General features: G+C 71.7%; 23 protein-coding genes and 1 pseudogene. 5 read left to right on the top strand and 19 right to left on the bottom strand.

Features of this window, described 5'->3' with window-relative positions:
* Positions 1-2: 2 nt before the first annotated feature.
* From rodA to PSEJ35_RS0104460, 5 genes and pseudogenes are all read right to left on the bottom strand, one after another.
* Entirely contained in the window at positions 3-1,124 is a 1,122-nt protein-coding gene (gene rodA, locus PSEJ35_RS0104480) for a rod shape-determining protein RodA (protein ID WP_028916753.1), read from the bottom strand.
* Positions 1,125-1,540: 416 nt separating this feature from the next.
* Positions 1,541-3,403, bottom strand: a pseudogene (mrdA, locus tag PSEJ35_RS15385) (penicillin-binding protein 2); the annotation flags it as partial.
* Positions 3,404-3,413: 10 nt separating this feature from the next.
* Positions 3,414-3,899, bottom strand: a complete 486-nt coding sequence (gene mreD, locus PSEJ35_RS0104470; RefSeq protein ID WP_028916752.1) for a rod shape-determining protein MreD — start codon at positions 3,897-3,899, stop codon at positions 3,414-3,416.
* Complete coding sequence (gene mreC / locus PSEJ35_RS15380; protein ID WP_084635427.1) at positions 3,896-4,951, bottom strand: rod shape-determining protein MreC; 1,056 nt, start codon at positions 4,949-4,951, stop codon at positions 3,896-3,898. Before mreC ends, mreD begins: the two co-directional genes overlap by 4 nt.
* Positions 4,952-5,056: 105 nt before the next feature.
* The gene (locus PSEJ35_RS0104460) at positions 5,057-6,103 is read right to left on the bottom strand and encodes a rod shape-determining protein (protein ID WP_028916751.1); all 1,047 of its coding nucleotides are present in this window, start codon (positions 6,101-6,103) and stop codon (positions 5,057-5,059) included.
* Between the two features lie 298 nt (positions 6,104-6,401).
* Here PSEJ35_RS0104460 and PSEJ35_RS0104455 point away from each other — a divergent pair, with 298 nt between their 5' ends.
* A complete protein-coding gene (locus PSEJ35_RS0104455) occupies positions 6,402-7,337 on the top strand; it encodes a carbohydrate kinase family protein (RefSeq protein WP_024869984.1) in 936 nt (311 codons plus the stop codon).
* 119 nt (positions 7,338-7,456) lie between these two features.
* Here the strand turns inward: PSEJ35_RS0104455 and PSEJ35_RS0104450 are convergent, their stop codons facing one another.
* The 4 genes from PSEJ35_RS0104450 to ubiE form a co-directional block, all read right to left on the bottom strand.
* Positions 7,457-7,711, bottom strand: coding sequence for a hypothetical protein (locus PSEJ35_RS0104450; RefSeq protein ID WP_232207577.1), 255 nt, complete (start codon positions 7,709-7,711; stop codon positions 7,457-7,459).
* A gap of 21 nt (positions 7,712-7,732) precedes the next feature.
* Positions 7,733-8,446 carry a hypothetical protein gene (locus tag PSEJ35_RS0104445; RefSeq protein ID WP_028916749.1) on the bottom strand — a complete coding sequence of 238 codons (714 nt, stop codon included), beginning with the start codon at positions 8,444-8,446 and terminating at the stop codon, positions 7,733-7,735.
* A gap of 106 nt (positions 8,447-8,552) precedes the next feature.
* The gene (locus PSEJ35_RS0104440; protein WP_028916748.1) at positions 8,553-10,481 is read right to left on the bottom strand and encodes a M1 family metallopeptidase; all 1,929 of its coding nucleotides are present in this window, start codon (positions 10,479-10,481) and stop codon (positions 8,553-8,555) included.
* Positions 10,482-10,591: 110 nt separating this feature from the next.
* A complete protein-coding gene (gene ubiE / locus PSEJ35_RS0104435; RefSeq protein WP_028916747.1) occupies positions 10,592-11,353 on the bottom strand; it encodes a bifunctional demethylmenaquinone methyltransferase/2-methoxy-6-polyprenyl-1,4-benzoquinol methylase UbiE in 762 nt (253 codons plus the stop codon).
* A 147-nt stretch (positions 11,354-11,500) separates the two neighbouring features.
* Between ubiE and PSEJ35_RS0104430 the strand changes: the two genes are divergently transcribed.
* Complete coding sequence (locus PSEJ35_RS0104430) at positions 11,501-11,974, top strand: nucleoside deaminase (RefSeq protein ID WP_028916746.1); 474 nt, start codon at positions 11,501-11,503, stop codon at positions 11,972-11,974.
* A gap of 33 nt (positions 11,975-12,007) precedes the next feature.
* Here the strand turns inward: PSEJ35_RS0104430 and PSEJ35_RS15375 are convergent, their stop codons facing one another.
* Positions 12,008-13,081: a serine hydrolase domain-containing protein gene (locus PSEJ35_RS15375; RefSeq protein WP_198014145.1), complete on the bottom strand. Its 1,074-nt coding sequence runs from the start codon at positions 13,079-13,081 to the stop codon at positions 12,008-12,010.
* A gap of 166 nt (positions 13,082-13,247) precedes the next feature.
* Between PSEJ35_RS15375 and PSEJ35_RS0104420 the strand changes: the two genes are divergently transcribed.
* A complete protein-coding gene (locus tag PSEJ35_RS0104420) occupies positions 13,248-14,342 on the top strand; it encodes a P1 family peptidase (RefSeq protein ID WP_343122512.1) in 1,095 nt (364 codons plus the stop codon).
* Between the two features lie 9 nt (positions 14,343-14,351).
* Here PSEJ35_RS0104420 and PSEJ35_RS17140 read toward each other — a convergent pair whose 3' ends face one another.
* Positions 14,352-15,500, bottom strand: coding sequence for a LuxR family transcriptional regulator (locus PSEJ35_RS17140; protein ID WP_028916744.1), 1,149 nt, complete (start codon positions 15,498-15,500; stop codon positions 14,352-14,354).
* Between the two features lie 190 nt (positions 15,501-15,690).
* Between PSEJ35_RS17140 and PSEJ35_RS0104410 the strand changes: the two genes are divergently transcribed.
* Entirely contained in the window at positions 15,691-16,713 is a 1,023-nt protein-coding gene (locus PSEJ35_RS0104410) for a DUF1611 domain-containing protein (protein WP_028916743.1), read from the top strand.
* A 4-nt stretch (positions 16,714-16,717) separates the two neighbouring features.
* Positions 16,718-17,701 (top strand): N-acetyl-D-Glu racemase DgcA, encoded by a 984-nt coding sequence (gene dgcA / locus PSEJ35_RS0104405; RefSeq protein WP_028916742.1) that lies wholly within the window; start codon positions 16,718-16,720, stop codon positions 17,699-17,701.
* Between the two features lie 33 nt (positions 17,702-17,734).
* Here the strand turns inward: dgcA and hslU are convergent, their stop codons facing one another.
* The 8 genes from hslU to PSEJ35_RS0104365 form a co-directional block, all read right to left on the bottom strand.
* Entirely contained in the window at positions 17,735-19,105 is a 1,371-nt protein-coding gene (gene hslU, locus PSEJ35_RS0104400) for an ATP-dependent protease ATPase subunit HslU (RefSeq protein WP_037082412.1), read from the bottom strand.
* A 141-nt stretch (positions 19,106-19,246) separates the two neighbouring features.
* Positions 19,247-19,798, bottom strand: a complete 552-nt coding sequence (gene hslV / locus PSEJ35_RS0104395; protein ID WP_028916740.1) for an ATP-dependent protease subunit HslV — start codon at positions 19,796-19,798, stop codon at positions 19,247-19,249.
* A gap of 49 nt (positions 19,799-19,847) precedes the next feature.
* The gene (locus PSEJ35_RS0104390) at positions 19,848-20,342 is read right to left on the bottom strand and encodes a DUF1203 domain-containing protein (RefSeq protein ID WP_028916739.1); all 495 of its coding nucleotides are present in this window, start codon (positions 20,340-20,342) and stop codon (positions 19,848-19,850) included.
* A gap of 107 nt (positions 20,343-20,449) precedes the next feature.
* Positions 20,450-21,331 (bottom strand): tyrosine recombinase XerC, encoded by an 882-nt coding sequence (gene xerC / locus PSEJ35_RS0104385; RefSeq protein WP_028916738.1) that lies wholly within the window; start codon positions 21,329-21,331, stop codon positions 20,450-20,452.
* Positions 21,332-21,974: 643 nt separating this feature from the next.
* Positions 21,975-22,652, bottom strand: a complete 678-nt coding sequence (locus PSEJ35_RS0104380; RefSeq protein WP_028916737.1) for a DUF484 family protein — start codon at positions 22,650-22,652, stop codon at positions 21,975-21,977.
* Entirely contained in the window at positions 22,649-23,461 is an 813-nt protein-coding gene (gene dapF / locus PSEJ35_RS0104375; protein WP_051412518.1) for a diaminopimelate epimerase, read from the bottom strand. The genes PSEJ35_RS0104380 and dapF overlap by 4 nt, the downstream gene beginning before the upstream one ends.
* A gap of 19 nt (positions 23,462-23,480) precedes the next feature.
* Positions 23,481-23,744, bottom strand: a complete 264-nt coding sequence (locus tag PSEJ35_RS0104370; protein WP_028916735.1) for a lipoprotein — start codon at positions 23,742-23,744, stop codon at positions 23,481-23,483.
* A 72-nt stretch (positions 23,745-23,816) separates the two neighbouring features.
* Positions 23,817-24,239 (bottom strand): YbaN family protein, encoded by a 423-nt coding sequence (locus tag PSEJ35_RS0104365; protein WP_028916734.1) that lies wholly within the window; start codon positions 24,237-24,239, stop codon positions 23,817-23,819.
* Positions 24,240-24,248: the final 9 nt, after the last annotated feature.

The raw sequence follows: 24,248 nt of genomic DNA, 5'->3' as shown, positions 1-24,248 counted from the left end.
GCTCAGCGGTAGCCGTGAACCGGCCGGTGGGTGCGCACCGCCATCACCAGGCCCAGCCCGGCCAGCAGCGACACCGCCGAGGTACCGCCGTAGCTGAGCAGCGGCATCGGCACGCCGACCACCGGCAGCAGGCCGGAGACCATGCCGCCGTTGACCAGCACGTAGACGAAGAAGGCCAGGCCCAGCGAACCGGCCAGCAGGCGTGCGTAGCCGTCGCGCGCTTCCACCGCGATCCACAGGCAGCGCCCGACCACGAACAGGTACAGCGCCAGCACCGTGGCCACGCCGACCCAGCCGAATTCCTCGCTGAGCACGGCGAAGATGAAGTCGGTGGTCTGCTCGGGGATGAAGTTCAGGTGGGCCTGGCTGCCCTCGCCCCAGCCCTTGCCGGTGAGGCCGCCGGAGCCGATCGCGATCTTCGACTGGATGATGTTCCAGCCGGTGCCCAGCGGGTCGCGTTCGGGCTCGAGGAAGGTGAGGATGCGGTCCTTCTGGTACGGGCGCAGCAGCCAGAACCAGGCCACCGGCGCCACCGCGGCCACGCCGCCGACGCCCACGCCCACCCACCACCACGGCAGCCCGGCCAGCAGCAGCGCGAACACGCCGCTGCTGGCGATCAGCATGGCCGTGCCGAAGTCCGGCTGCAGCAGGATCAGCCCGGTCGGCACCGCGATCAGCACGCCGGCCACCAGCACCGTGCCCACCCGCGGCGGCAGCGGCCGCAGGTGCAGGTACCAGGCCACCATCATCGGCAGGGTGATCTTCAGCAGCTCCGACGGCTGCAGGAAGAACACGCCCAGGTTGAGCCAGTGGCGGCCGTGCTTGCCGGTGCCGACCAGCAGCACCGCCAGCAGCGGCAGCAGCGACAGCGCGTACACCGCCGGCGACCAGGCACGCAGGCGGATCACCGGGATCCGCGACAGGCCCCACATCGCCAGCAGGCCGATCGCGAAGCGCGCGCCCTGCGCCTTCACCAGCGCCGGTCCATTGCCGGGACCGCCGGCGCTGTACAGCACCGCCAGGCCGAAGCCCATCAGCGCGCCCAGCGCCAGCAGCAGAGGCCAGTCGACGGTGCGGGTGATCCGCCCGAGCATCTCCAGCAGCCAGCGCAGGAAATCCCTCATCGGGTGTCCTCCTGCGCTTGCGCCGGGGCGGGCGCGTCGGCCGATGGCTCCGCCGCGGGCGGCGCCTTCGCGGGCGTTGCGGCAGGTGTCGCCGGGGCAGGCGCAGCGGGCCGGCTCGCGGGTACGGCCACGGCGCCGCCCTGGCGACGGATCCAGCTGCCGAAGGTGTTCTGCGAGGGCGTGGCGTCGGCGGCCAGCGCCGGCGTGCGGCCCTGGGCCGAGGTCACCGCGGGTGCCGACGCAGCGGCCGCGCCGGCCGTCGCGGCGCTGCCCTCGACCCGAACGGATGCTGGCGAGGACGCGGCCGTGCCGGGCGACGGCGCAACGCCCGCCCCCGCCTCCGCGCCTGCCTCGGCACCCCCCACAGGCGCGCAGGGGGCCGCACCGTCGGCGCAGGCGGTCGCCGGAGCGGGCCCGTCGATCGGCTCCAGCCCTTCCGGGAGCTTGCCCAGCAGCCAGGCGTCGAAGATCGCCCGCGCGATCGGCGCGGCGGTGCTGCCGCCGTAACCGCCGCCTTCCACCGCCACCGCCACCGCGATCTGCGGATCGTCGGCCGGCGCGTAGCCGATGAACAGCGCGCGGTGGCGCAGGTGCATCGGCAAGCTGCGCGGGTTGACCGCGGCGGTGCCGCGGCGGCTGACCACCTGCGCGGTGCCGGTCTTGCCGGCGATCCGGTACGGGATGCCGACGCCGATCGGGCGCGCGGTGCCGCCGGGCCCGTGCACGGTGGCGATCATGCCCTCGCGCACCACCTGCAGGTTGTCCGGGCGGTCGCTGATCAGGGTCGGCTCCGGCTGCGGCAGCGGCGCCCACGGCGCATCGAAACCCTCGCGGCGCGCGTCGACCAGGTGCGGCCGGCGCAGGCGCCCGCCGTCGGCCAGCGCAGCGGTGCCGCGCACCATCTGCAGCGGGGTCACCTTCCAGTCGCCCTGGCCGATGCTGATGTTCACCGTGTCGCCCGGGTACCAGCGCTCCTTGCGCGTCTTCATCTTCCACGCCGGGCCGGGCAGGATGCCGGAGGTCTCGCCGGCCAGGTCGATGCCGCTGGGCTGGCCGAAGCCGTACCTGGTCAGGTACTCGCCGATGCGGCCGATGCCCATGTCCAGGGCAAGCTTGTAGTAGTACGTATTGACCGAGTCGGCGATCGACTTGCGCGCGTCGGTCCAGCCATGGCCGCCGCGGTGCGAGTCGCCCCAGCCGCGGCTGGTGCCGGGCAGGTAGAACATGCCGGTGGACAGGACCCGGTCTTCCGGCCGGCGCGTGCCGCTGTCCAGGCCGGCCAGGGCCATGAAAGGCTTCAGCGTCGAACCGGGCGCGACGCCGCCAAGCACCGCGCGGTTGAACTGCGGGCGCGAAGGGTTGTCGGTCAGCGCGCGGTAGTCGGCATGGGAAATGCCGTTGACGAACAGGTTCGGGTCGAAGCTGGGCAGGCTCACCAGCGCCAGGATCTCGCCGGTGCGCGGGTCCATCGCCACCGCCGTGCCTTCCAGCTCGCCGAACGCGGCCACGGTGGCGCGCTGCAGCTCCGCGTCGATCGACAGGCGCAGGTCGGCGCCCGGCTTCGCCGGCACCCGGCCGATCGTGCGCAGCGCGCGGCCCTGCACGTTGGTCTCGATCTGCTCGTAGCCGACCTGGCCGCGCAGCAGGTCGTCGTAGGAGCGCTCGATGCCGGTCTTGCCGACGTGGGTCAGCGCCGCACCGGCCTCGCCCAGCTTCTCCAGGTCGTCCTCGTCGACGCGGCCGACGTAGCCAACCACGTGCGCGAGCAGGTCGCCGTAGGGATAGTGGCGGGTCAGGTAGGGCTGCAGTTCCACGCCGGGGAAGCGCCAGCGGTTGACCGCGAAGGCGGCCATCTCCTCGTCGCTCAGGCGCAGCTTCAGGGTGATCGGCAGGAAGCCGCGGCCGGCTTTGCGCTCGCGGTGGAAGCGCTCGATCTCGTCCTCGCCCAGCGGCACCACCTTGCCCAGTTCCTCGAGCAGTCGGTCCAGGTCGCCGGCCTTGTCCGGGGTCACGTCGAGGCGGAACGCCGGCAGGTTCTCGGCCAGCAGCCGGCCCTGGCGGTCGTAGATCATGCCGCGCGCCGGCACCACCGGGCGCGGGCGGATGCGGTTGGCTTCCGAGCGGGTGGCGTAATCGGCGTGCTGCACCACCTGCAGGCGGAAGTACCACGCCGCCAGCCCGATGAGGGCCAGGGCCACGGCGAGGAAACCGAGCACGGCGCGGCGGCGGAACTGCTCGGCTTCCGCGTGCGGGTTCTTGACCTGGCGCCGGCTCATCATCGCCCTGGCCTCAGTCGCGGCGCCGGCCCAGCCGCAGTGCGTCCAGCACCAGGAACAGCGGCGGCCACAGGACCACGCCCAGCGCCGGCGCCCACCAGTAGTTCCATGGCAGCTGCGGCAGGCCCAGCGACAGGTGCACGGCCGCGTCGACGATGCGGTCGTTAAGCAGCAGCGCGCCGATCGCCAGCGCCTGCTGCGACAGCGGGAAGAAGCGCAGCCGCGCGCGGAAGCGCTGCAGGATGAAGGCCATGATCACCAGGCGCAGCGCGTGTTCGCCGAGCACGCCGCCATAGACCAGGTCGGCGACGATGCCGACCACGAAGGCCAGGCCCAGGCCGGCGCGCGAGGGTGTCTCGATCAGCCAGTAGGCCAGCACCAGCGCCAGCCAGAACGGCCGCAGCGGCTGCAGCACCACCGGCAGCGGCAGCAGGCCCAGCAGCAGGGCCACGAACAGGCTCGCCGGCAGCACCCAGCCGCCTTCGCGCAGGCGGCTCATCGGGCCTCCTCCGGCGGGCTGGCGGCGCCGGGCGGCGAAGCCGCGTCGCCGGCCGGCGCGGCTTCGCGCGGCGTGGTCGCCGGCGGGTTGGCGGGACGCGGGGCCGGTCCCTGGCGGGCGGGCGGGCCACCGGGGGCATCCGCATCGGCAGCCCCCGCAGCCGCCGGCCCGGCCGCTCCCTCCGCGGCCCCGGTGGTCGCCGGCCGTTCCGGCGCCGGGCCGGTACGCAGCAGCAGCACGTCGCGGCCGCGGTCCAGGTGCGCGGCCGGCGCCAGTTCGCCGACCAGGAAGGCCTGGCTCTCGTCCGGGCGCAGCGCGGTGATCGTGGCGACCGGGAAACCCGGCGGGAAGCGCCCGCCCAGCCCGGAGGTGACCAGCAGGTCGCCGACCTGGACGTCGCGGTTGAGCGGCACGTCGTGCAGTTCCAGGCGGTCGCCGCGGCCGTAGGCGATCAGGCGCACGCCGTTGCGCGCGATCATCACCGGCACCGCGTGGTCCGGGTCGGTCAGCAGCAGCACGGTCGAATGCATCGGCGTGACCTCGACCACCTGGCCGAGCAGGCCGCCGGCGTCGATCACCGCCTGGCCCTCGTGCACGCCCTGGCGGCTGCCGGCGGCCAGCACCAGGCGCTGCCGCGACGGCTCCAGGTCGATGTCCAGGATCGGCGCCAGCTGCACGTCCAGGCCGCTGCGCTCGACCACGCCGAGCAGGTCGCGCAGCTGGGCGTTGTCGATGGCGGCGTTGCGGAGGCGGGTCAGGCGCGCGTTGGCCAGCAGCAGCTCGTTGCGCAGCTCGCGGTTCTCCTCCAGCAGCGCCGAACGCGTGGCCAGGTGGTCGCGCAGCGCGCCGCCCACCCGGCCGGGCAGCCCGGCCAGCGCCCACACCGGCTGCGCCAGCAGGTTGGCCTGGGTGCGGACCTGGCGCAGCCAGCCGCCGCGGTGGTCGAGCACCAGCAGGGTGATGGCGAGGGCGAGGTAGGCCAGCAACCGCAGCGTGCCGGCGGTATCACCGGGACGGGCGGCGGCGGCGGCGGGTCCGGGAAAGGACGACACGGAAGGGGATCGGCGGTCGCGTGTTGGGCAGAGGCGAGTATGAGGGCGGACGGCAAGGCGCGCCCGGCGCGTCCCCACCGCCGGGCACGTGGAACGCTACGCCGGTCAGTCCGGCGCGAAGAACTCGTTGCCATGCATGTCGACCAGCTCAAGCGCGCGGCCGCCGCCGCGGGCGACGCAGGTCAGCGGATCGTCGGCCACCTGCACGTGCAGGCCGGTTTCCTCGGAGATCAGCTTGTCCAGGTCACGCAGCAGGGCGCCGCCGCCGGTGAGGACGATGCCGCGCTCGGCCACGTCGGCGCACAGTTCCGGCGGGGTCTGCTCCAGCGCCAGCTTGACCGCCGAGACGATCCCCGACAGCGGCTCGTGCAGCGCTTCGAGCACCTCGTTGGAGCTGATCTTGATCATCTTCGGCACGCCCTCGGCGAGGTTGCGGCCGGAGATCTCCAGTTCCTGCACCACGGTCTGCGGATAGGCGCAGCCCAGCTCGACCTTGATCCGCTCGGCGGTGGCCTCGCCGATCAGCATGCCGTGGTTGCGGCGCACGTAGTTGGTGATCGATTCGTCGAAGCGGTCGCCGCCGATGCGCACCGAGGCCGAGTAGACGATGCCGTTGAGCGAGATCACCGCCACCTCGGTGGTGCCGCCGCCGATGTCGATGACCATCGAACCGCGCGCCTCGGACACCGGCATGCCGGCGCCGATCGCCGCCGCCATCGGCTCCTCGATCAGGTAGACGTCGCGGGCGCCGGCCTCCTCGGCCGATTCCTTGATCGCGCGGCGCTCCACCTGGGTGGAGCCGGCCGGCACGCACACCAGCACGCGCGGGCTCGGGCGCAGGAAGCGCGACTTGTGCACCTTCTTGATGAAGTGCTTGAGCATCGCCTCGGTATAGGTGAAGTCGGCGATGACGCCGTCCTTCATCGGGCGGATGGTGGTGATGTTGCCCGGCGTGCGGCCCAGCATCTGCTTGGCTTCCGTGCCCACCGCTGCCACCGAGCGGGTCCCCCCGATCGCCCGGTCCTGGCGTACCGCGACCACTGACGGCTCGTTCAGCACGATGCCCTGGCCGCGCACGTAGATCAGGGTGTTGGCCGTGCCCAGGTCGATGGACAGGTCGTTGGAGAACATGCCGCGGAGCTTCTTGAACATCGGGAGGGGCGATCCTGGGGGGCGGGCGGAAGGGGCCGGGAGGCGGCGCAGGAAGGGGCGCCGGTGGCGAAAAATTGGGCACGAAACTGGCCGGCTAGCCTAGCAACGGTCCCGCACGCGGGCAAGGAAAAATCCGCGTTAAAACGGCGATTTCCGTCACTTCGGGGCGCCGTCGCGGCGGCAGCGGCGGCAAGCCCGGACTGGCCGCGCGGGGACGCAGCCGGTAACCTTTGCACCTGCGGCGCCGGTGCCGCGCGCGTTCCATGCCCGCCACCGGGCCTCCCCGAGCAGCCAGACGATGTCCACCCTGATCTGTGGTTCCCTTGCCTACGACACCATCATGGTGTTCCCGGACCAGTTCAAGAACCACATCCTGCCGGACAAGGTCCACATCCTGAACGTCTCGTTCCTGGTGCCGCGGATGCGCCGCGAGTTCGGTGGCTGCGCCGGCAACATCGCCTACAACCTGCACCTGCTGGGCGGCAAGCCGGTGCCGATGGGCACGGTGGGCTCGGATTTCGGCCCGTACCGCGAGCATTTCGAGGCCCTGGGGATCGATCTGTCGCGGGTCAAGGTGATCGAGGAGCTGTTCACCCCGCAGGCCTTCATCACCACCGACCACGACAACAACCAGATCACCGCCTTCCACCCGGGCGCGATGATGCGGTCCTACGAGAACCACGTTAAGGACGTGCCGGGGATCAGCCTGGGCCTGGTCGGCCCGGACGGCCGCGAGGGCATGCTGCAGAACGCCGCCGAGTTCCGGGAGATGGGCGTCCCGTTCATCTTCGACCCGGGCCAGGCCATGCCGCTGTTCAACGGCCAGGAGCTGCGCCAGTTCATCGAGCAGGCCGACTACGTCGTGGTCAACGATTACGAGTCGAACCTGCTGCAGGAACGCACCGGCTGGACCGACCGCGAGATCGTCTCGCGGGTCAAGGCCTACATCACCACCCAGGGCCCGCGCGGCGCCCTGGTGCACACTCCCGAGAAGACCTACGAGGTCCCGCCGGCGCACGAGCGTCGCGTGGTCGACCCGACCGGCTGCGGCGACGCCTTCCGCGCCGGCCTGATCTTCGGCATCGAGAAGGGCTACGACTGGCTGACCATCGGCCGCATGGGCAACCTGATGGGCGCGCTCAAGGTCGAGCACCCGGGTACCCAGAACCAGCGCTTCACCTTCGACGAGTTCAACGAGCAGTTCAAGCAGCAATTCGGCTACTCGCTGGCCTGAACCACCCGCCTTCGTAGAGCGGGGCCTGCCCCGCTGCCGCTGTGCGACGCCATCCCTCCGGAGACGGGGGAGCCGGGCAAGCCCGGCTCTACGGGAGCGGCTGGTTGNGNCCCGCCGGGTCAGACACCCTGCCCGCCCGCCGGTGCCTCGGCCGCGGCCCGTTCCAGCCAGGCCTGCAGGTCGCGGCGGCGCACGCCTTCGCGCTTCGCCTGGGCCAGCCTCTCCAGCATCCACGCGCGCCGGACCGGGTCGTCGCCGGCCATCGACAGGGCCAGGTCGCGGTCCATCCAGCGCCGCACCAGCACGAACAGGACCACGTGCATGGCCAGCGCCAGCAGGCTGACCACGCCGACGACGACGTAATCCAGGTTCACCGCACGCCCCCTGTCCCGCGCTCAGTCCCAGCCGGGCATCTGGCTGCCGTCCAGCCCGCCGACCTCGAACACCGCGGTGCGGGTGCCGCCGGCTTTCACCGGGAACTCGATCTCCAACCGCTGCGCCTGGCGCATCCGCTTCCACAGGCCGCGGTAGTCCTCGATGAACATGGCGATGGCCTCGTCGGTCTTCGGCCGCCACGCCGACATCGGCCTGGCCGCGGCGTCGTCGGACTTCACCTTGACCTTGCAGCCGCCGTAGCAGTCGAAGTCGCCACCTTCCAGCACCAGGTAGGCGCTGCGCTTCCACTCCGGATGGTCGCGGATCACCAGCTGCACGCTGGCCGCGGCGCTGCCGCCGGTATCGACCGCATCCTTGCTGAAGATCGCCGCGGTGCGCTGCTCGCCCTTGCCGGCGGCCACGCGTGCGTAGTTCCACAGCGTGGCCAGACGGCGCTGCTCGCGCGCGGCCTCGGCCTTGGCGGTGACCTCGGCCAGGCCAGGTTCGACCGCGGCCGCGGCCTCGCTGCCGGGGTACTGGGCCAGCAGCGCGGCGCCGTGCACGCGCGCCAGCTCCCAGTTGTCCACGGCCACCGCGGCCTCGTACTCGCCCTGCAGCCGGCTTGCGGCCTCTTCCCTGGCCTGGGCCTCGGCGGCGGCCTGGGCCTGGCGCTGGGCCTCGCGGTCGGTGCAGCCGGCGCTGGCCAGCACGGCGGCGGCCAGCAGTGCGCCCAGGGCGACTTGGGACGGGCTCGGTTTCATCGATGCTGCCTCCTGCATGGGCCGGCATTCCGACCCTGGAAACGCACGCGCCGGCCCAGGGGCCGGCGCGTGGCGGGACTTACCGGGCCTGGGCCTTTTCGGCCTTGGCCAGGATCGCCTCGACCGAGGCGGTGGTGATCGGGTGGTAGCCGGGCCGGGCCCGCTCGAACACCTCGCGGGCGAAAGCCAGGCCGTCCGGCGTCTTCACCAGCCCCTCGTATACCGGCAGGATCAGCTTGCGGCGACCGACGCGCTGGATGAACTCGCCCGCGGCCGGGCGCGCCTCCAGGTAGCCGCTGCGCAGCGCCAGCGGATACCAGCGCATCGCGATCTCGCCGTTCGGCGTGCCGGTGAAGTGGTAGGCCTCGTCCAGCTGCTTCAGCTGCTCGGGCTTGAGCTTCTCGCCCATGCCTTCGAGGAAGTGCACCCAGGCCTGGGTGCCCCACTCGTTGGCGACCTGCGGGTTGGGCAGCTCGGCGCTGCCGCGCCAGGCGATGCGCGCGGTGTCGACGTTGGAGAACACGCGCGAACGCGCCACCGGGGCGATGGCCGGGATGCCCGGCTGGTTCAGCCACGCATCCAGTTCCTCCTCGCGCACCGCGTTGGGGCTCTTCGGCAGCAGGTGCTCGCGCATGTAGGCGATGAACTGGTCGGTGTCCGCGCTCTGGAAGGCGTGGTCGTCGAACCAGCCGCGCAGGAACGGATCGAACACCTCGCGGCCGAAGCGCTGCTCCAGGAACTGCAGGAACCAGGAGCCCTTCACGTAGGCCACCTCGCTCAGCGCCTCGTCCGGGTCGCGCTCGGCCAGCGGCGGCAGCATCAGCGCCTGGTCGCCCGGGCTCATCTGCTCCATGTCGCGCTTCACGCCGGCCTGGTCGATCTGGCGCTCCATCTCGGCCAGCTCGTTGCCGTACAGCGCCTCGACGATCCGGCCCTGGACGTAGGTGGTGAAACCCTCGTTGAGCCAGATGTCCTTCCAGCTGGCGTTGGTCACCAGGTTGCCGGACCAGCTGTGCGCCAGTTCGTGCGCGATCAGCGACACCAGCGACTTGTCGCCGACGATCACCGTCGGGGTGATGAAGCTCAGGCGCGGGTTCTCCATGCCGCCGAACGGGAACGACGGCGGCAGCACCAGCATGTCGTAGCGCTCCCACCGGTACGGGCCGTACAGCTGCTCGGTGGTGACGATCATCTGCTCGGTGTCTTCGAACTCCTTCACCGCGCGGTCGACCATCGACGGCTCGGCCCACACGCCGCTGCGCGCGGAGATCGGCTTGAACACCAGGTCGCCGGCGGCGATCGCCAGCAGGTACGACGGGATCGGCTGCGGCATGGTGAAGCTGTAGTCGCCGTCGCGCGCCGCGGCCGGGTCGTTGTCGGCGCTCATCAGCACCATCACGTCCGGGCGCGAGGTCACGTGCGCGCTGTAGGTGAAGCGCACGCCGGGGGTGTCCTGCAGCGGCACCCAGCTGCGGGCGTGGATCGCCTGCGACTGGCTGAACATGAAGGGCAGCTGCCCGCCCTCGGTCATCGATGGCTCGAGCCACTGCAGGCCCGAGGCCTGCGGCGAGGTGGCATAGGTCACGCGCACCTTCGCATTGCGCTGCGGGACCTGCACGGTCAGCTTGCTGCCGAACACCGGGTCGGCCGCGGCCAGGGCGAACTCCAGCGGCGACCAGCCGCCTTCGGCCTCGCCTTCGACCTTGTCGATGGCCAGGTCGCGGGTGTCCAGGACCAGCTCGGTGGCCTGCGGATCGACCCAGTCCAGGGTGTAGGTAGCGGTGCCGGCCAGCTGCTTGCGGTCGAAGTCCAGGGCCAGGTCGAGGGCCAGGTCGGTGATCCGCACCTTCCCGGGCTGGGCGTAGGAGCTTTCGTCGTGGCGGCGGGCGGACACGGTGGCCTCCTTGGCCGGCTTGGCGGCCGCGGCCGGATCGGTGCCGGCCTTGTCGCCGGAGCAGCCGCTCGTGGCGACCATCGCGAGGGATAACAGCAGCAGGGGCAAGCGCATGCAGACAGCCTGGGATCAGGGGAAAGGCGCAGTTTAACCGCGCCGCGAGCCGCATTGGCTTTACCCGGGCTGGCGGAACGGCCGGCAGCAGGCGCCGGTCGCCCGCGTCCTCAGACCCTGTAGCCGGTATGCACGGCGACGATGCCGCCGCTGAGGTTGACGTAGCCGCAGCGCGACAGGCCGGCTTCTTCCATCATCGCCTTGAGCTGCTCCTGCGGCGGGTGTTTGCGGATGCTCTCGGCCAGGTACTGGTAGCTGCCGGCGTCGCCGGCGAACAGCTGGCCCAGCTTCGGCAGCACCTTGAACGAGTGGAAGTCGTAGATCGGCTTGAACCAGTCGGCGGTAACCTCGGAGAACTCCAGCACCCGCGCCTGGCCGCCGACGCGCAGCACGCGCGCGATCTCGCGCAGCGCCGCGTCCTTGTCGGTGACGTTGCGCAGGCCGAAGGCCATGGTCACCAGGTCGAAGCTGGCGTCCGGGAACGGCAGCCTCTCGGCATTGCACTGCACGTAATCCAGGCCGGAGACCAGGCCGCGGTCGGTCAGGCGGTCGCGACCGACGGTCAGCATGCCGGCGTTGATGTCGCCCAGGACGATGGTGCCGGTATCGCCCACCCGCGGCTTGAGCAGCGCGGCGATGTCGCCGGTGCCGCCGGCCAGATCCAGCACCCGGTCGCCCGGCTTCACCTGGCAGGTGGCGGTGAAGTAGCGCTTCCACGCGCGGTGGATGCCCAGGCTCATCAGGTCGTTCATCAGGTCGTACTTGCGCGCGACCGAGGTGAACACCTGGCCCACCAGCTTCTGCTTCTCCGTGGCCGGGACGTCGCGGAAGCCGAAGTGGGTGGTACCGCGTTCGTAGGGGGATTCGCTCATGCGGCAATTATGGCACCGGGCGCCGGCGGCGGGGTCACGGACGGCTCACGGCGGCGGGTTCGTGCGGGCGTGGAATGCAGGCGCCGGCGCCTGACTCCGCCGCCGGCCCGGCGTACCCTGTCGGCCCCGCCACCGGACCGCACCCACGTGAGCCAGACCCCCGACTACCGCGCCATGCTCGCCGTCGCCCTGGAAGAGGCCCGCCTGGGCCTGGCCGAAGGCGGCATCCCGATCGGCGCCGCCCTGTTCCGCCGCGACGGCACCCTGCTCGGCCGCGGCCACAACCGGCGCGTGCAGGAGGGCGATCCGTCCGTGCACGGCGAGACCGACGCGTTCCGCAAGGCCGGCCGCCAGCGCAGCTACCGCGACACGATCATGGTCACCACGCTGTCGCCGTGCTGGTACTGCAGCGGCCTGGTCAAGCAGTTCGGCATCGGCACGGTGGTGATGGGCGAGGCGCGGAACTTCCAGGGCGGCCACGACTGGCTGCGCGAACAGGGCGTGGAGGTCGTCGACCTCGACGACGCCGGATGCATCCGCATGCTGGGCGACTGGATCGCCGCCCACCCGCAGGTCTGGAACGAGGACATCGGCGAGGACGGCGACGGCCACGACCACTGAGCGCGGCCGGCGATCCGGCCGCGCCGCTTCCGCTCAGCTCTGCGCGCGCGCCCAGTCCACGGCCGGATACTCGCCTTCGCCCAGGAACAGGCGCAGCACATCCTTGTAGGCGTCCAGTCCGTTCTCGCTGTTGGTCAGCAGCACCAGGCTTTCGCCGCTTTCCGGGTCGAGCAGGAAGAAAGCCTTGAAGCCCGGGTTGTCGCCCCAGTGCCAGAGCCGGGTGCGGCCGTCGACGGTCTCCAGGCCCACGCCCAGGCTCCAGTCGATGTACGGATCCACCGGCACCGGGACCGCCTGGTCGTCGGCGTTGCTGGACGGCGTCTTCAGCAGCGCATGGCTGGCCGGCGACAGGCCTTCGCCGCGATACAGCGCGCGCTGCAGGAAGCTGCTGTACTCGCGTGCGGTGGTGACCAGGGTCCAGGCCGTGTTCTCCCAGCCGAACACCCGGTCCGCCATCACCGACCCATCCTGGCGGTGTCCCGACGCGTTGCGCACCGCCGACTCCGGATCGGTCATGTAGCGGCTGCCGGGCATGCCGAACACGTCGAACACTTCCTCGCGCGCCAGCTGCTCCCAGCGCTTGCCGGTGAGGTGCTCGAGCGTGCGCTGCAGCAGGTAGAAGCCCTCGCCGGAATAGGAATAGCGCGCACCCGCGTCGAACAGGCTCTGCAGCGGCGTCCCGTCGATCGCCGGGTTGGACGGCGAGATCTCCCAGTTCTTCAGGCCGGTGGTGTGGTCGAGCACCATGCGCGCGGTGATGCGCCGGGCCTGCGGATTGTCCTTCGCACGCGGCGAGGGCCAGTACTCGAACAGCGGGCGGTCCAGCTCGATCACGCCGCGATCGACCAGGCGCAGGGTGATGTAGGCGCCGACCACCTTCGACAGCGACGCGGCCTGGAACAGCGTGTCCGCCTGCACCGGGCGCGTGCCGTCGGCGCGCATCACGCCGTACTCGAACGCCTGTTCGCGCCCCTCGCGCACGTGCACCAGCTGCGCGCCGGGAATGCCGTGGCGCTGCATGATCGCGGCGAAATTCTCCGCATTCCCGCCGGTGGCGGCATCGGCCTGCCGGCCACCGGCCGACGCGGCCGCGGTCGCGGCCTGCACGGCGCACGCCACCAACCCGAATACGACGGCCAGCCAACGCCGGGACCGCATCGTTCCTTTCATCTTTCCTCCTGGTTCCCGGGCCTTCCCCCGGCCTCGAACCAGCATAGCCATGCGCCCGGTGGACGTGTTCGACGCGGATCGAATTAGGGGTTTTCACTGATGGCTGGGGCCTGACCTCCCACCTAGGATCGGACGCGGGGACCCCGGCACGCTGCCGACCGGCCCGCGCAACGCCATCACCGACGTGGCCGGCGTCGGCGTGGGCCACGCCACCCTGGCCGAGGGCACGCGCTTCAACACCGGCGTCACCGTCGTCGTACCGCACCCCCGCAATGCCTACCGCGAGCGCGTGCCGGCCGCCGTCGTGGTCGGCAACGGATTCGGCAAGCTGACCGGCATCACCCAGGTGCAGGAACTGGGCGAGCTGGAAACGCCGATCTTTCTGACCGGCACCCTGAGCACCTGGAAGGTCGCCGACGCGGCGGTGGACTGGCTGCTGCGCCAGCCGGGCATGGACAACGTCCGTTCGATCAATCCGGTGGTGGGCGAGACCAACGACGGCTACCTGAGCGATATCCGCGCCCGCCCGGTCACGCCGGCGCTGGTGGAGCAGGCCCTGGCCGGCATCTCCTTCGCCGAAGTCGAGGAGGGCGCCGTCGGTGCAGGCGCCGGCACCGTGGCCTTCGGCTGGAAGGGCGGCATCGGCACCAGCTCGCGCCGGCTCGCGGCGGGCGACGGTGGCGACACCGTCGGGGTGCTGGTGCAGAGCAACTTCGGTGGCGAGCTGACCATCGCCGGCGTGCCGGTGTGGAAGCAGCTGCCGGACCCGGGCGAGTACGCGCGCAACCTCACCACCCCGCCCAGCACCGGCGACGGCAGCATCATGATGGTGGTCGCGACCGACGCGCCGCTGGACCCGCAGCAGCTGCAGCGGCTGGCCAGGCGCGCCCTGGTCGGGCTGGCGCGCACCGGCTCGGTCATGTCCAACGGCTCGGGCGACTACGTCATCGCCTTCTCCACCGCGCCGGAGAACCTGCGCTCGCCGGACCGCCCGCTGCAGCCGGCGCGCAGCCTCGCCGGCGAGGCCATGTCGCCGCTGTTCCAGGCCGCCGCCGAGGCCACCGAGGAAGCGATCGTCAATTCGATGTTCCGCGCGCGCACCGTGCGTGGCCACCGCGGCACCGCCGCCGCGCTGCCGTTGGAGCCGGTGCTCGAAGCGCTCGACCGCGCCGGGGCGCGGCCCCGCCCGGCGCCCTGAGCGCCAGGTTCAGGACAGCAGCCGCGTCAGCTGGGTGCGGCTGGACACGTTCAACTTGCGGTAGGCCGAACTGAGCTGGCTCTCGATGGTCTTGCGCGACCGCGAGAGCCGCGCGGCGATCTCCTCGTTGCTCAGTCCGCTGGCGGCCAGCAAGGCCACCTTGCGTTCGCTGGGGGAGAGGCCACGCAACAGCGCCAGCGCCTGCGGCGACGGTTCCGGCCCCTCGGGCAGCTTCTCGTCGACGGGCGTGAGCACCAGCATGTGGTGGAGGTCGCGGCCCGACGCGCGCGCGGCCGAGGAGACCTCGATCCCGAGGCGCAGGTGCCTGCGGTGGGCATGGCGCACCTCGAACGCGCCCCCCTTCCCCAGCGCCGGAGCGGGACCGGTCGCGGCCACGCCCGGGCCATGCAGCCACTGCCGCAACGGCAGCTCGATCGCCCACGGCAGGCGGCCCTTCGGGTCGCCCTCTTCGCTCCATGTGCGGCAGATGCGCCGCGCCTCGGCCGACATGTAGAACGGCATCAGCTTCGCGTCGACCAGCACCGCCGCGATCGGCAGCTCATGGACCAGCGCCTCCAGCGTCTGCCGCTTCGCACGCTCGCTTTCCGCGGCGCGGATCCGCTGCAGGCTGGCTTCGAGCAACGGATGCAGCTCCTGCAGCAGGGCCAGTTCGCGCCTGCCGAGCTCGGCGAGGCTCGGATGGAGGCGGATGCTCAGCACCGCCTCCAGTGCCTTCGGTCCCCAGAAGGCCAGGTGCACGAAGTCGCGCCAGGCCGGCGCCGGATCCTGCGCCCGCAGCCGCGCCTCGGCCTGGCCGTCGCCGGAGGCGATCTGCGAATAGGTGTACCAGGGGATCCGCGGGTTGGCGTCCAGGTACGGCGCGGCCACGTCCAGGCTGGTCACCAGCCGCGCCCCGGCGTCGCGCACCTCGGCCAGGTAATGCCGGCCCTGCTGCGGCCGGTAGCCGTCGATGTCGTAGAGCAGGCTGAAGGAATGGCACGGCAGGGCCTTGCCGATCCAGGCCACGCAGGCCTCCCACAGCGCGTCCATGTCCAGGGCGCGGACCAGTGCCATGCGCTGGGCCACCCACGGATCCGCCGCCGGAAGGTCGGCCTCGGCAGGCGGGGAGTCGCTCAGTGCGGGGATCAGGAACTGCATCACCTTCCGGGCAGGTTGCGGGGGCTGGCTGACAATTAGCATCGCCATCGCCCGGCCGGCAAGCGCGCGATGGATCCGCCGGTCGGGAATGGGGGTTTCTTCCGATTCGCCGGCCCCGGGAAAGTGCTGGAATGGGTTTCCACCGTCCCTCCGACCCCAAGCCTCTCCCCGGCACATCTCGGGAAACCCGATGAACCAGCTCGTCAACACGGTCAACCTGCGCAAGCCCTACCTGCTCTTCCTCGGCGAGGAAACCAATCCGCTCAAGGCCAAGACCGCCTTCGGCCTGCGCGACTGGGCCGGCGCCGACTGCGTCGGCCAGACCCGTGCCCCGGGCGGCAGCGTCAACCTGGGCCTGCCGGAGATGGATGCCGCCACCGCCCATGCCGCCGGCGCGCGCTCGCTGCTGATCGGCGTGACCCCGCCGCAGGGCCGGATCCCGGCGCACTGGGCGCCGCTGCTGCTGGACGCGGTGCGCAACGGCCTGGACATCGTCAGCGGCCTGCACACCCCGCTGGACATCGTGCCCGGCCTGGCCGAAGCGGCGGCCGAGGCCGGCGTACGCCTGGTCGACGTGCGCCGCCCGCCCGCCGACCTGCCGCGCGCCACCGGCCGGAAGCGCAGCGGCAAGCGCGTGGCGATGGTCGGCACCGACTGCGCGCTGGGCAAGAAGTACACCGCGCTGGCGCTGGCCCGCTCGATGCGCGCCGCCGGCCTTGATGCGGATTTCCGCGCGACCGGGCAGACCGGCATCATGATCGCCGGCTCCGGCATCGCCATCGATGCGGTCATCGCCGACTTCATCGCCGGCGCGGCCGAATGCATCTCCCCGGCCGCCGCCCCGGACCACTGGGACCTGATCGAAGGCCAGGGCTCGCTGTTCCACCCCGCCTACGCCGGCGTGACCATGGGCCTGCTGCATGGTTCGCAGGCCGATGCCCTGGTGCTGTGCCACGACCCGCTGCGCGAGCATCTGGTCAGCTGGCCGGACTACCCGGTGCCGGGCCTGCGCGAGGCGCGCGACCTGTACCTTGCCGTCGCCCGCCTGACCAACCCGCAGGCCCGGCTGGCCGCGGTCAGCCTCAATACCTCGGCGCTGGACGAAGCGGCGGCGCGCGAGGCGCTGGAGCAGGCCGAACGCGAACTCGGCGTGCCGGCATTCGACCCGATGCGCACCGCCCACGGCCGCGTCATCGCCTCGATCGTGGGCTGAGCAGATGCCCCGCACCCTGTCCGTCCGTCCCCATGCCTGGGCGCTGAAGGAACCGTTCGCGATCTCGCGCGGCACGCGCACGCATGCGCGCGTGGTGATCGTCGAGGTGCACGAGGCCGGCAAGCTCGGCCGCGGCGAGGCCGGCGGCGTCGCCTACCACGGCGAAACCCCGGAGAGCATGGCGGCGCAGATCGAACAGGTGCGCGCCGCGGTGGAAGCCGGTTGCGACCGCCGGCAACTGGCCGACCTGCTGCCTGCCGGTGGCGCGCGCCATGCGCTCGACGCCGCGCTGTGGGACCTGGAGGCCAAGCTGACCGGCATGCCCGTGTGGCAGCGCGCCGGCGTGGGAAAGTGGGCGCCGATCGACAGCGCGGTGACCATCGGCATGCGCGACATCGATGCCTACGAGGCCGCCGCGCACGCCTATGACGGCTATCCGTGGATCAAGGTGAAGGTCGGCCCGGGCTCGCCCGAGACCGCCATCCAGGCCGTGCGTCGCGGGGCACCGCGCGCGCGCCTGATCGTCGACGCCAACCAGTCCTGGAGCGTCGAAGAGCTGTGCGAGTACGAACCGTTGTTGAGGCCGTTGGGGGTGGACCTGCTGGAGCAGCCCGTTGCCGCGGGCGCCGATGCCGGGCTGGTGGGCTATGCCGGGCAGATCCCTCTGTGCGCCGACGAGTCGCTGTCGACCGCAGCCGATCTGCCCGGACTGGCCGGGCGCTACCGGTTCGTGAACATCAAGCTCGACAAGGTCGGCGGCCTGACCCCTGCGCTGGAACTGGCCGGGGCCGCGCGCGCGGCCGGCTTCCGCCTGATGGTGGGCTGCATGCTCGGCGGCTCGGTGTCGGTGGCGCCGGGCATGGTGCTGGCGCAGCTGTGCGAGGTCTGCGACCTCGACGGCCCGTGGCTGCAGTCGGAAGACTGGCCCGGCGGCATGGCGTACGAGCGCGGGCGCATGCTGCCCCCGTCGCCGGAGCTGTGGGGCTAGCCACGGTCCAGGCCGCGGCCAGCCCCGGCACGCTTACAGGATGTAGCGGCTCAGGTCCGGGTCCTGGACCAGGTCGCCCAGGTGCGCGTCGACGTAGGCGCGGTCGATGGTCACCGCCTGGCCGTCGCGGTCCGGCGCCTCGTAGCTGAGCGTGTCGAGCAGGCGCTCGAGCACGGTGTGCAGGCGCCGCGCGCCGATGTTCTCCTGGCGCTCGTTGACCTGCGCGGCGATCTCCGCCAGGCGGGTGATCGCGTCCGGCGCGAATTCCAGCTTCACGCCCTCGGTGGCCATCAACTCCACGTACTGGCGGGTCAGCGAGGCCTTCGGCTCGGTGAGGATGCGGACGAAGTCGTCCTTGGTCAGCGCGCTCAGCTCGACCCTGATCGGGAAGCGGCCCTGCAGCTCCGGGATCAGGTCCGAGGGCTTGGCCAGGTGGAAGGCGCCGGAGGCGATGAACAGGATGTGGTCGGTACGCACCGTGCCGTACTTGGTCGACACGGTGGAACCTTCGACCAGCGGCAGCAGGTCGCGCTGCACGCCTTCGCGGCTGACATCGCCGCCGGACGAGAGCGAATCGCCACGCTTGGCGACCTTGTCGATCTCGTCGATGAAGACGATGCCGTGCTGCTCGCAGGCCTCGATCGCCGCGGCGCGCACGTCGTCCTCGTTGACCAGCCTGGCCGCTTCCTCCTCGACCAGCTGCGGGCGTGCCGCCTTGATCGTGACCGTGCGCTTGTGGGTCTTGCCGCCGCCGAGGTTGGCGAACATCTGCCGCAGCTGCTGGCCCATCTCCTCCATGCCCGGCGGGGTCATGATGTCCACGCCGACGTTGGTCGACATCTCCAGCTCGATCTCGCGCTCGTCCAGCTCGCCGGCGCGCAGCATCCTGCGGAACTTGGCGCGGGTGGAATCCTCCGGGCCGGAGACCTGGACCTCGGCGTGGCCGGTGTCGAAGCCCATCGGCGGGGTGCGGCGCGGCAGCAGCGCGTCGAGGATGCGCTCCTCGGCGCGTTCCTCCGCCTGCAGGCGCACGCGCGCCTTGGCCTGCTCGCGGTACATCTTCACCGCGGTATCGGCCAGGTCGCGGATGATCTGCTCGACGTCCTTGCCGACGTAGCCGACCTCGGTGAAGCGGGTGGCCTCGACCTTGACGAACGGCGCGTTGGCCAGCGTCGCCAGGCGCCGCGCGATCTCGGTCTTGCCCACGCCGGTGGGGCCGATCATCAGGATGTTCTTGGGCATGACCTCGTTGCGCAGCTCCGGGGCCAGCTGCATGCGGCGCCAGCGGTTGCGCAGGGCGATCGCCACCGCGCGCTTGGCCGCGTGCTGGCCGACGATGTGGCGGTCGAGCTCCTGCACGATCTCGCGCGGGGTCATGGTGGAGGATGAGGTATTCGCGGTCATTGGGGGCAGTGGTCCGTGATCGTAATTCGTGATTCGGGATTGGAAGAAGCAGAAGCAGGTGACATCGCGACGGGAGGGAATCGAAGGAGCGCCTTGGCTCTTACGAATCACCAATCCCCAATCACGAATCACGGCTCCCAGTCACAACTCCTCGACCACCACGTTGCGGTTGGTGTAGATGCAGATGTCGCCGGCGATGTTCAGCGCCTCCACGGCGATGGAACGGGCGTCGAGCGAGGTGTGCACGAGCAGCGCGCGCGCGGCCGACAGCGCGTAGCTGCCGCCGGAACCGATGGCGATGATGCCGTCCTCCGGCTCGATCACGTCGCCGGTGCCGCTGATGATCAGCGAGGTGTCCTTGTCGGCGACGGCGAGCAGCGCCTCGAGCTTCCCGTAGCGGCGGTCGGTGCGCCAGTCCTTGGCCAGTTCCACCGCGGCGCGCTGCAGCTGGCCGTGCTTCTCCAGCTTGGCCTCGAACAGCTCGAACAGGGTGAAGGCATCGGCGGCGGCGCCGGCGAAGCCGGCGAGGACCTGGCCGTCACGGCCGAGCCGGCGCACCTTGCGGGCGTTGCCCTTCATCACCGTGTGGCCGAGGGTGACCTGGCCGTCGCCGGCCACGGCGACCTTGCCGTCGCGGCGCACGGAAATGATGGTGGTGGCGTGGAACACGTTGGGGTTCTGGCTGGGGTCCATGCGGCCTCCGGGAAGCTGTCCCCCGGAGATGGGGACGCCCCTGCCCCGATCAACCCTCCGCCCGGCCGGAAGCCGGAACCCGCTCCGCCAGGCAGGAAAAGCAACCGCGACGGGCGTTGTGCATGTGTACGTACGCGACCTCGCCACGGCCGAACGCCGCCTCCAGCCAGGCGCCCGCCTCACGGCCCTCGCAGACCTCCGCATCGGCCATCAGGTCCGCCGCGTCATAGGCCCGCAGCGAGACCAGCCGGTCGCTCACATACGGCGGCACCTCGCCCGGCGGCAGCACGCGCCGGCACGCGGCGCGGCGCACGAACACCGGCCCGGACGCCCGGTACGGCGAGGGCGCCGCCTGGTGCATCCAAGGCAGGAGCAGCAGTTCGTCGCCCCGGCGCGCGTCCTCCAGGCTGACCCGGCACGGGTAGCCGTGGTCGGCATCGGCAATGACACGCGCCATGCCGCACGCGGCCAGCTGCGCGGCGTCGAGCAGGAACAGCGGGGCGAACGGGGCCGGGTCAAGGCCCACGAGGCGGAAGGAAGACATACAGGGACTCCAGCCCGGAACGGAACCGCAGCATCGCCAGTTGCGGGCCCGGGTTCTCGCCGGATCCGGACACTGCATCGGCAGCGGCGCGAAGCCGCAGCGCCGGGTCAGCCGCGCTTGCGCTTCGCCCGCGGGTGCGCCGCGTCGTACACCTTCGACAGGTGCTGGAAGTCCAGGTGGGTGTAGATCTGGGTGGTGGCGATGTCGGCGTGGCCGAGCAGCTCCTGCACCCCGCGCAGGTCGCCGGAGGATTCCAGCACGTGGCTGGCGAAGCTGTGCCGCAGCATGTGCGGGTGCACGTTCTTGAACAGCCCCTGGCGCGCGGCCAGCTGGCGGATCCGGATCTGCACCGCGCGCTGGCCGATCGGCCCGCCGCCGCGGCCCGGGAACACGAAATCGCCATCGCCCGCGCCGGTGGATGCGCGCCACTCGGCCAGCGCCCGCCGCGCATGCGAACCGACCGGCACGCTGCGCTGCCTGGAGCCCTTGCCCAGCACCGTGACCAGCCCGGCGTCCAACTGCAGGTCGCGCCAGCGCAGCGCGCACAGCTCGCTCAGGCGCAGCCCCGAGGAATAGAACAGCTCAAGCAGCGCCCGGTCGCGCAGGCCCAGTGGCACGTCGGTCGGCACCTCGACCAGGCGCACCGCCTCGTCCACGTCCAGCACCTGCGGCAACTTGCGCGGCGCCTTGGGCGCGCGCAGGCCCGCGGCCGGACTGGCCGGGATCGCACCGTTGCGCAGCAGCCAGGCGTAGTAGCTGCGGCAGGCCGACAACCGCCGCTGCAGGCTCTTCGGCGACAGCCCGCGGCGGTGCTCGGCGGCGACGAACTCGCGCAGCCGCGCCGCATCCAGCCGCGCCGGTCCGTCCACGCCCTGCTGCCGGGCGAACGCATCCAGCGCCTCCAGGTCGCGGCGGTACGCATCCAGCGTATGCGGCGACACCGCCCGCTCCACGCGCAGGTGCTCGAGGAAGGCGTCGATGCCGCTCATCGGAGTTGGCAGGCGCGGGCGTGCATGCGCACATGATGCGCGCAAAGCCCGGCCGGATCACCCCGCGACCCCATGGCATCGCCAACCCCGCCCCCGTAGAGTCGGGCTTGCCCGACTCCCACGCTGATGTCCCAGCGCGCATGAAGAGCAGCGGGGCAAGCCCCGCTCTACAAAAGCGCGCCTGCCGCCCCCTTGTAGAGTCGGGCTTGCCCGACTCCGACGCCGCCCGGTTCCCGCCCCCGCCCCCTCTGCAAGGAACGAAGCCGCAACCTCAAGACGCCCGAAGACGCGGTGCTCCGGGGGGTATGGCGCAAGCGGCACATGGATGTGCCGCGGTCGCGCGTTGGAGCAGGACGCGGAACCGCGCGATGCGTCATACCCCCGGAGTGCCGCGGCTCCTTCCGAAGCTGGCCACCAGAACCCGACGCCACACCTGGGAGATCGCAGCATGATGCGGTGAGGCGGCTGGCGCGTGGCGACGCGGCAAACCTCACCAGCGCCCCGATTCATTCCCGGCGCGGACGCGGAACCGCGCGATGCGCGATACCCCCGCGCTGCCGTGGCTCCTTCCGAAGCCCGTCAGCCCAACGCTGTTGCTGTTGCTCGTTGCTGTTGCCGCCACCCGGCAACCGCAGCCCCGCCCTTACGGCGTATCGAAGCGCTCCAACGCCACCGCCAGGGACTCGCCCATCATCCGCAGGAACAGCGTGCCCATGCCCGGGTAGAACCGGTTCGGATCGTGGCTGCCGACCGCGACCAGGCCAATCCCGGTGAGCGGCAGCAGCGCGCTGGACTGCACCTCCTCGCGGCGCGGCCCGTACAGCACCGCGTTCTTCTCCGCCTGCAGGCGCCCGCACAGCGGCTCGCCCTCGCGCAGCGCATCGCGGAACGGCTGCAGCTCCGGCTCGCCCTCGCCGCGCACCTGCAGCCACTCCGCGTCCTCCATCCCGGCCACCGGCCGGAACGACACGATCCGCACCAGATCCCCGGCGAAATCCTCGGCCAGCGACGCCGCCATCGCCCGCAGCGTGTCCGCGTAGCTGGTCTGCCGCAGCAGCGACAGCGTCAGCTGGTGCGTGCGCACCGCCAACCTTTCGTTGACCTGCGCATTGGCCGACAGCTCGGCCAGCCGCCGCGACAGCTCGCGGTTCTTGTCGCGCAGCACTTCCAGCTGGTAGCTGGCCAGCGAGGCCGTGCGCCCGTCGTCGCGCGGGACCACCAGGCTCAGCGCCAGGTCCGGGAACTGCTTGAGGAAGCCCGGATGGCGCCGCAGCCACGACGCGACCTCGTGTGCCCCCTGCATTTCCTGCGTGTCGCTCATGCCCGCCACTCCCCCTCGAATACGAAAGCCGTCGGTCCCGACATGATGACCTCGGCACCATCGTCCGGCCAGCGGATACGCAGGTCGCCGCCGGGCAGCGATACCGTCGCCTCGCGCGCCAGGCGCCCGCGCCGCACCAGCGACGCCACCGCCGCGCAGGCGCCGCTGCCGCAGGCCAGGGTCTCGCCGACGCCGCGCTCGTACACGCGCAGGCGCACGTGGTCCGGCGCCAGCACCTGGGCGAAGCCCACGTTGCACGACTGCGGGAACGCCGCCGAACGCTGCAGCGCCGGCCCGAGGCCGGCCACGTCCGCCGCCCCCGCGTCGGCCACCTCGATCACCGCATGCGGATTGCCCATCGATACCGCGCCGAACACCACCCTGCCCTCCGGCAGTTCCAGCGCGTACTCGGCCTGGGCCGCATCGAACCCGGCCAGCGGGATCTCCGCCGGCGCGAAGCGCGGCACGCCCATGGCGATGGAGTACCGGCCGTTGCCCAGCGACTCGACCGCATGCGTGCCGGCCGGACTGTCGACCACGAAGCGCGGACCGGTGGCGGTGCCGTCGCGTTCCAGCCACGCGGCGATGCAGCGCGCGCCGTTGCCGCACTGGCCCGACGGACTGCCGTCGGAGTTCCAGATCGCGTACGAAGCCACGGCACCGGCGCTGCGCGGCGGGCCGATGGTGAGGATCTGGTCGCAGCCGACGCCGCGGTGGCGGTCGGCCAGCGTCGCGGCGAGCGCCGGATCGGGCGGTGGCGTGCCGTCGCGCAGGTCGATGACGACGAAGTCGTTGCCGGCGCCGTGCATCTTGCTGAAGCGCAGGGCCTCAGCCACGGCCGCCGCCCGGCGGATCGGCGGGGTCGTCCGTGCCGGTCGCGTCCGCATCCGTTCCGGTGTCATCCGCGCGGGTATCGGCAGCGTCGGCGTCGTCCGCGGCGGGCTCGTCCGCAGGTACAGGCGCGGCTGGCGCCGGCAGCTGCTGCTGTTCGATGGGGACGGGCTGCTGCGGCATCACCAGCGGCCCCTTGTTGCCGCAGGCGGACAGCAGCACGGCGGCGGCGAGCACGGAAAAGACGGTTCGGGCGTTCATGGCCGCAGTATAGCCAGCGCCGCCGCGGGGTCGTGTCCACGCCGGGCGCAGGCAGTGTGCAGCGATCGCGGGCTATTCCCGGGGCGCAGCGGAAGCCGCGTCGGCCGGCGGCGGTTCCGGGCGCCGCCACAGCCAGGTACCGACGATGGCCATGCAGCCGATCGGCAGCGCCACCATCCACGCCCGGTGCGAGGGCACGGCGACCATCACCACCAGCAGCACCACCGCGCAAGCCAGCATCGTCCAGGTCGCCGCCCACTTGGCGTGGCGCGGCACCGCCCGGTGCTCGCGCCAGCTGCGGATCACCGGGCCGAAATGCGGATGGGCGAGCAGCCGCTGTTCAAGGCGCTTCGAACCGCGCGCGGCCGCCCAGGCCGCGACCAGCACGAACACCGTGGTGGGCAGGCCGGGGATGAATACCCCGGCGATACCCACCGCCAGGCTCGTGTAGGCCAGCAGCCACCAGGCCCAGCGGAAGCGTCTGCGCTCGTCCATCGCCGCCCA

Source organism: Pseudoxanthomonas sp. J35, assembly GCF_000513995.1.
Classification (GTDB): domain Bacteria; phylum Pseudomonadota; class Gammaproteobacteria; order Xanthomonadales; family Xanthomonadaceae; genus Pseudoxanthomonas.
This window is presented reverse-complemented; position numbering and strand designations above follow the sequence as displayed.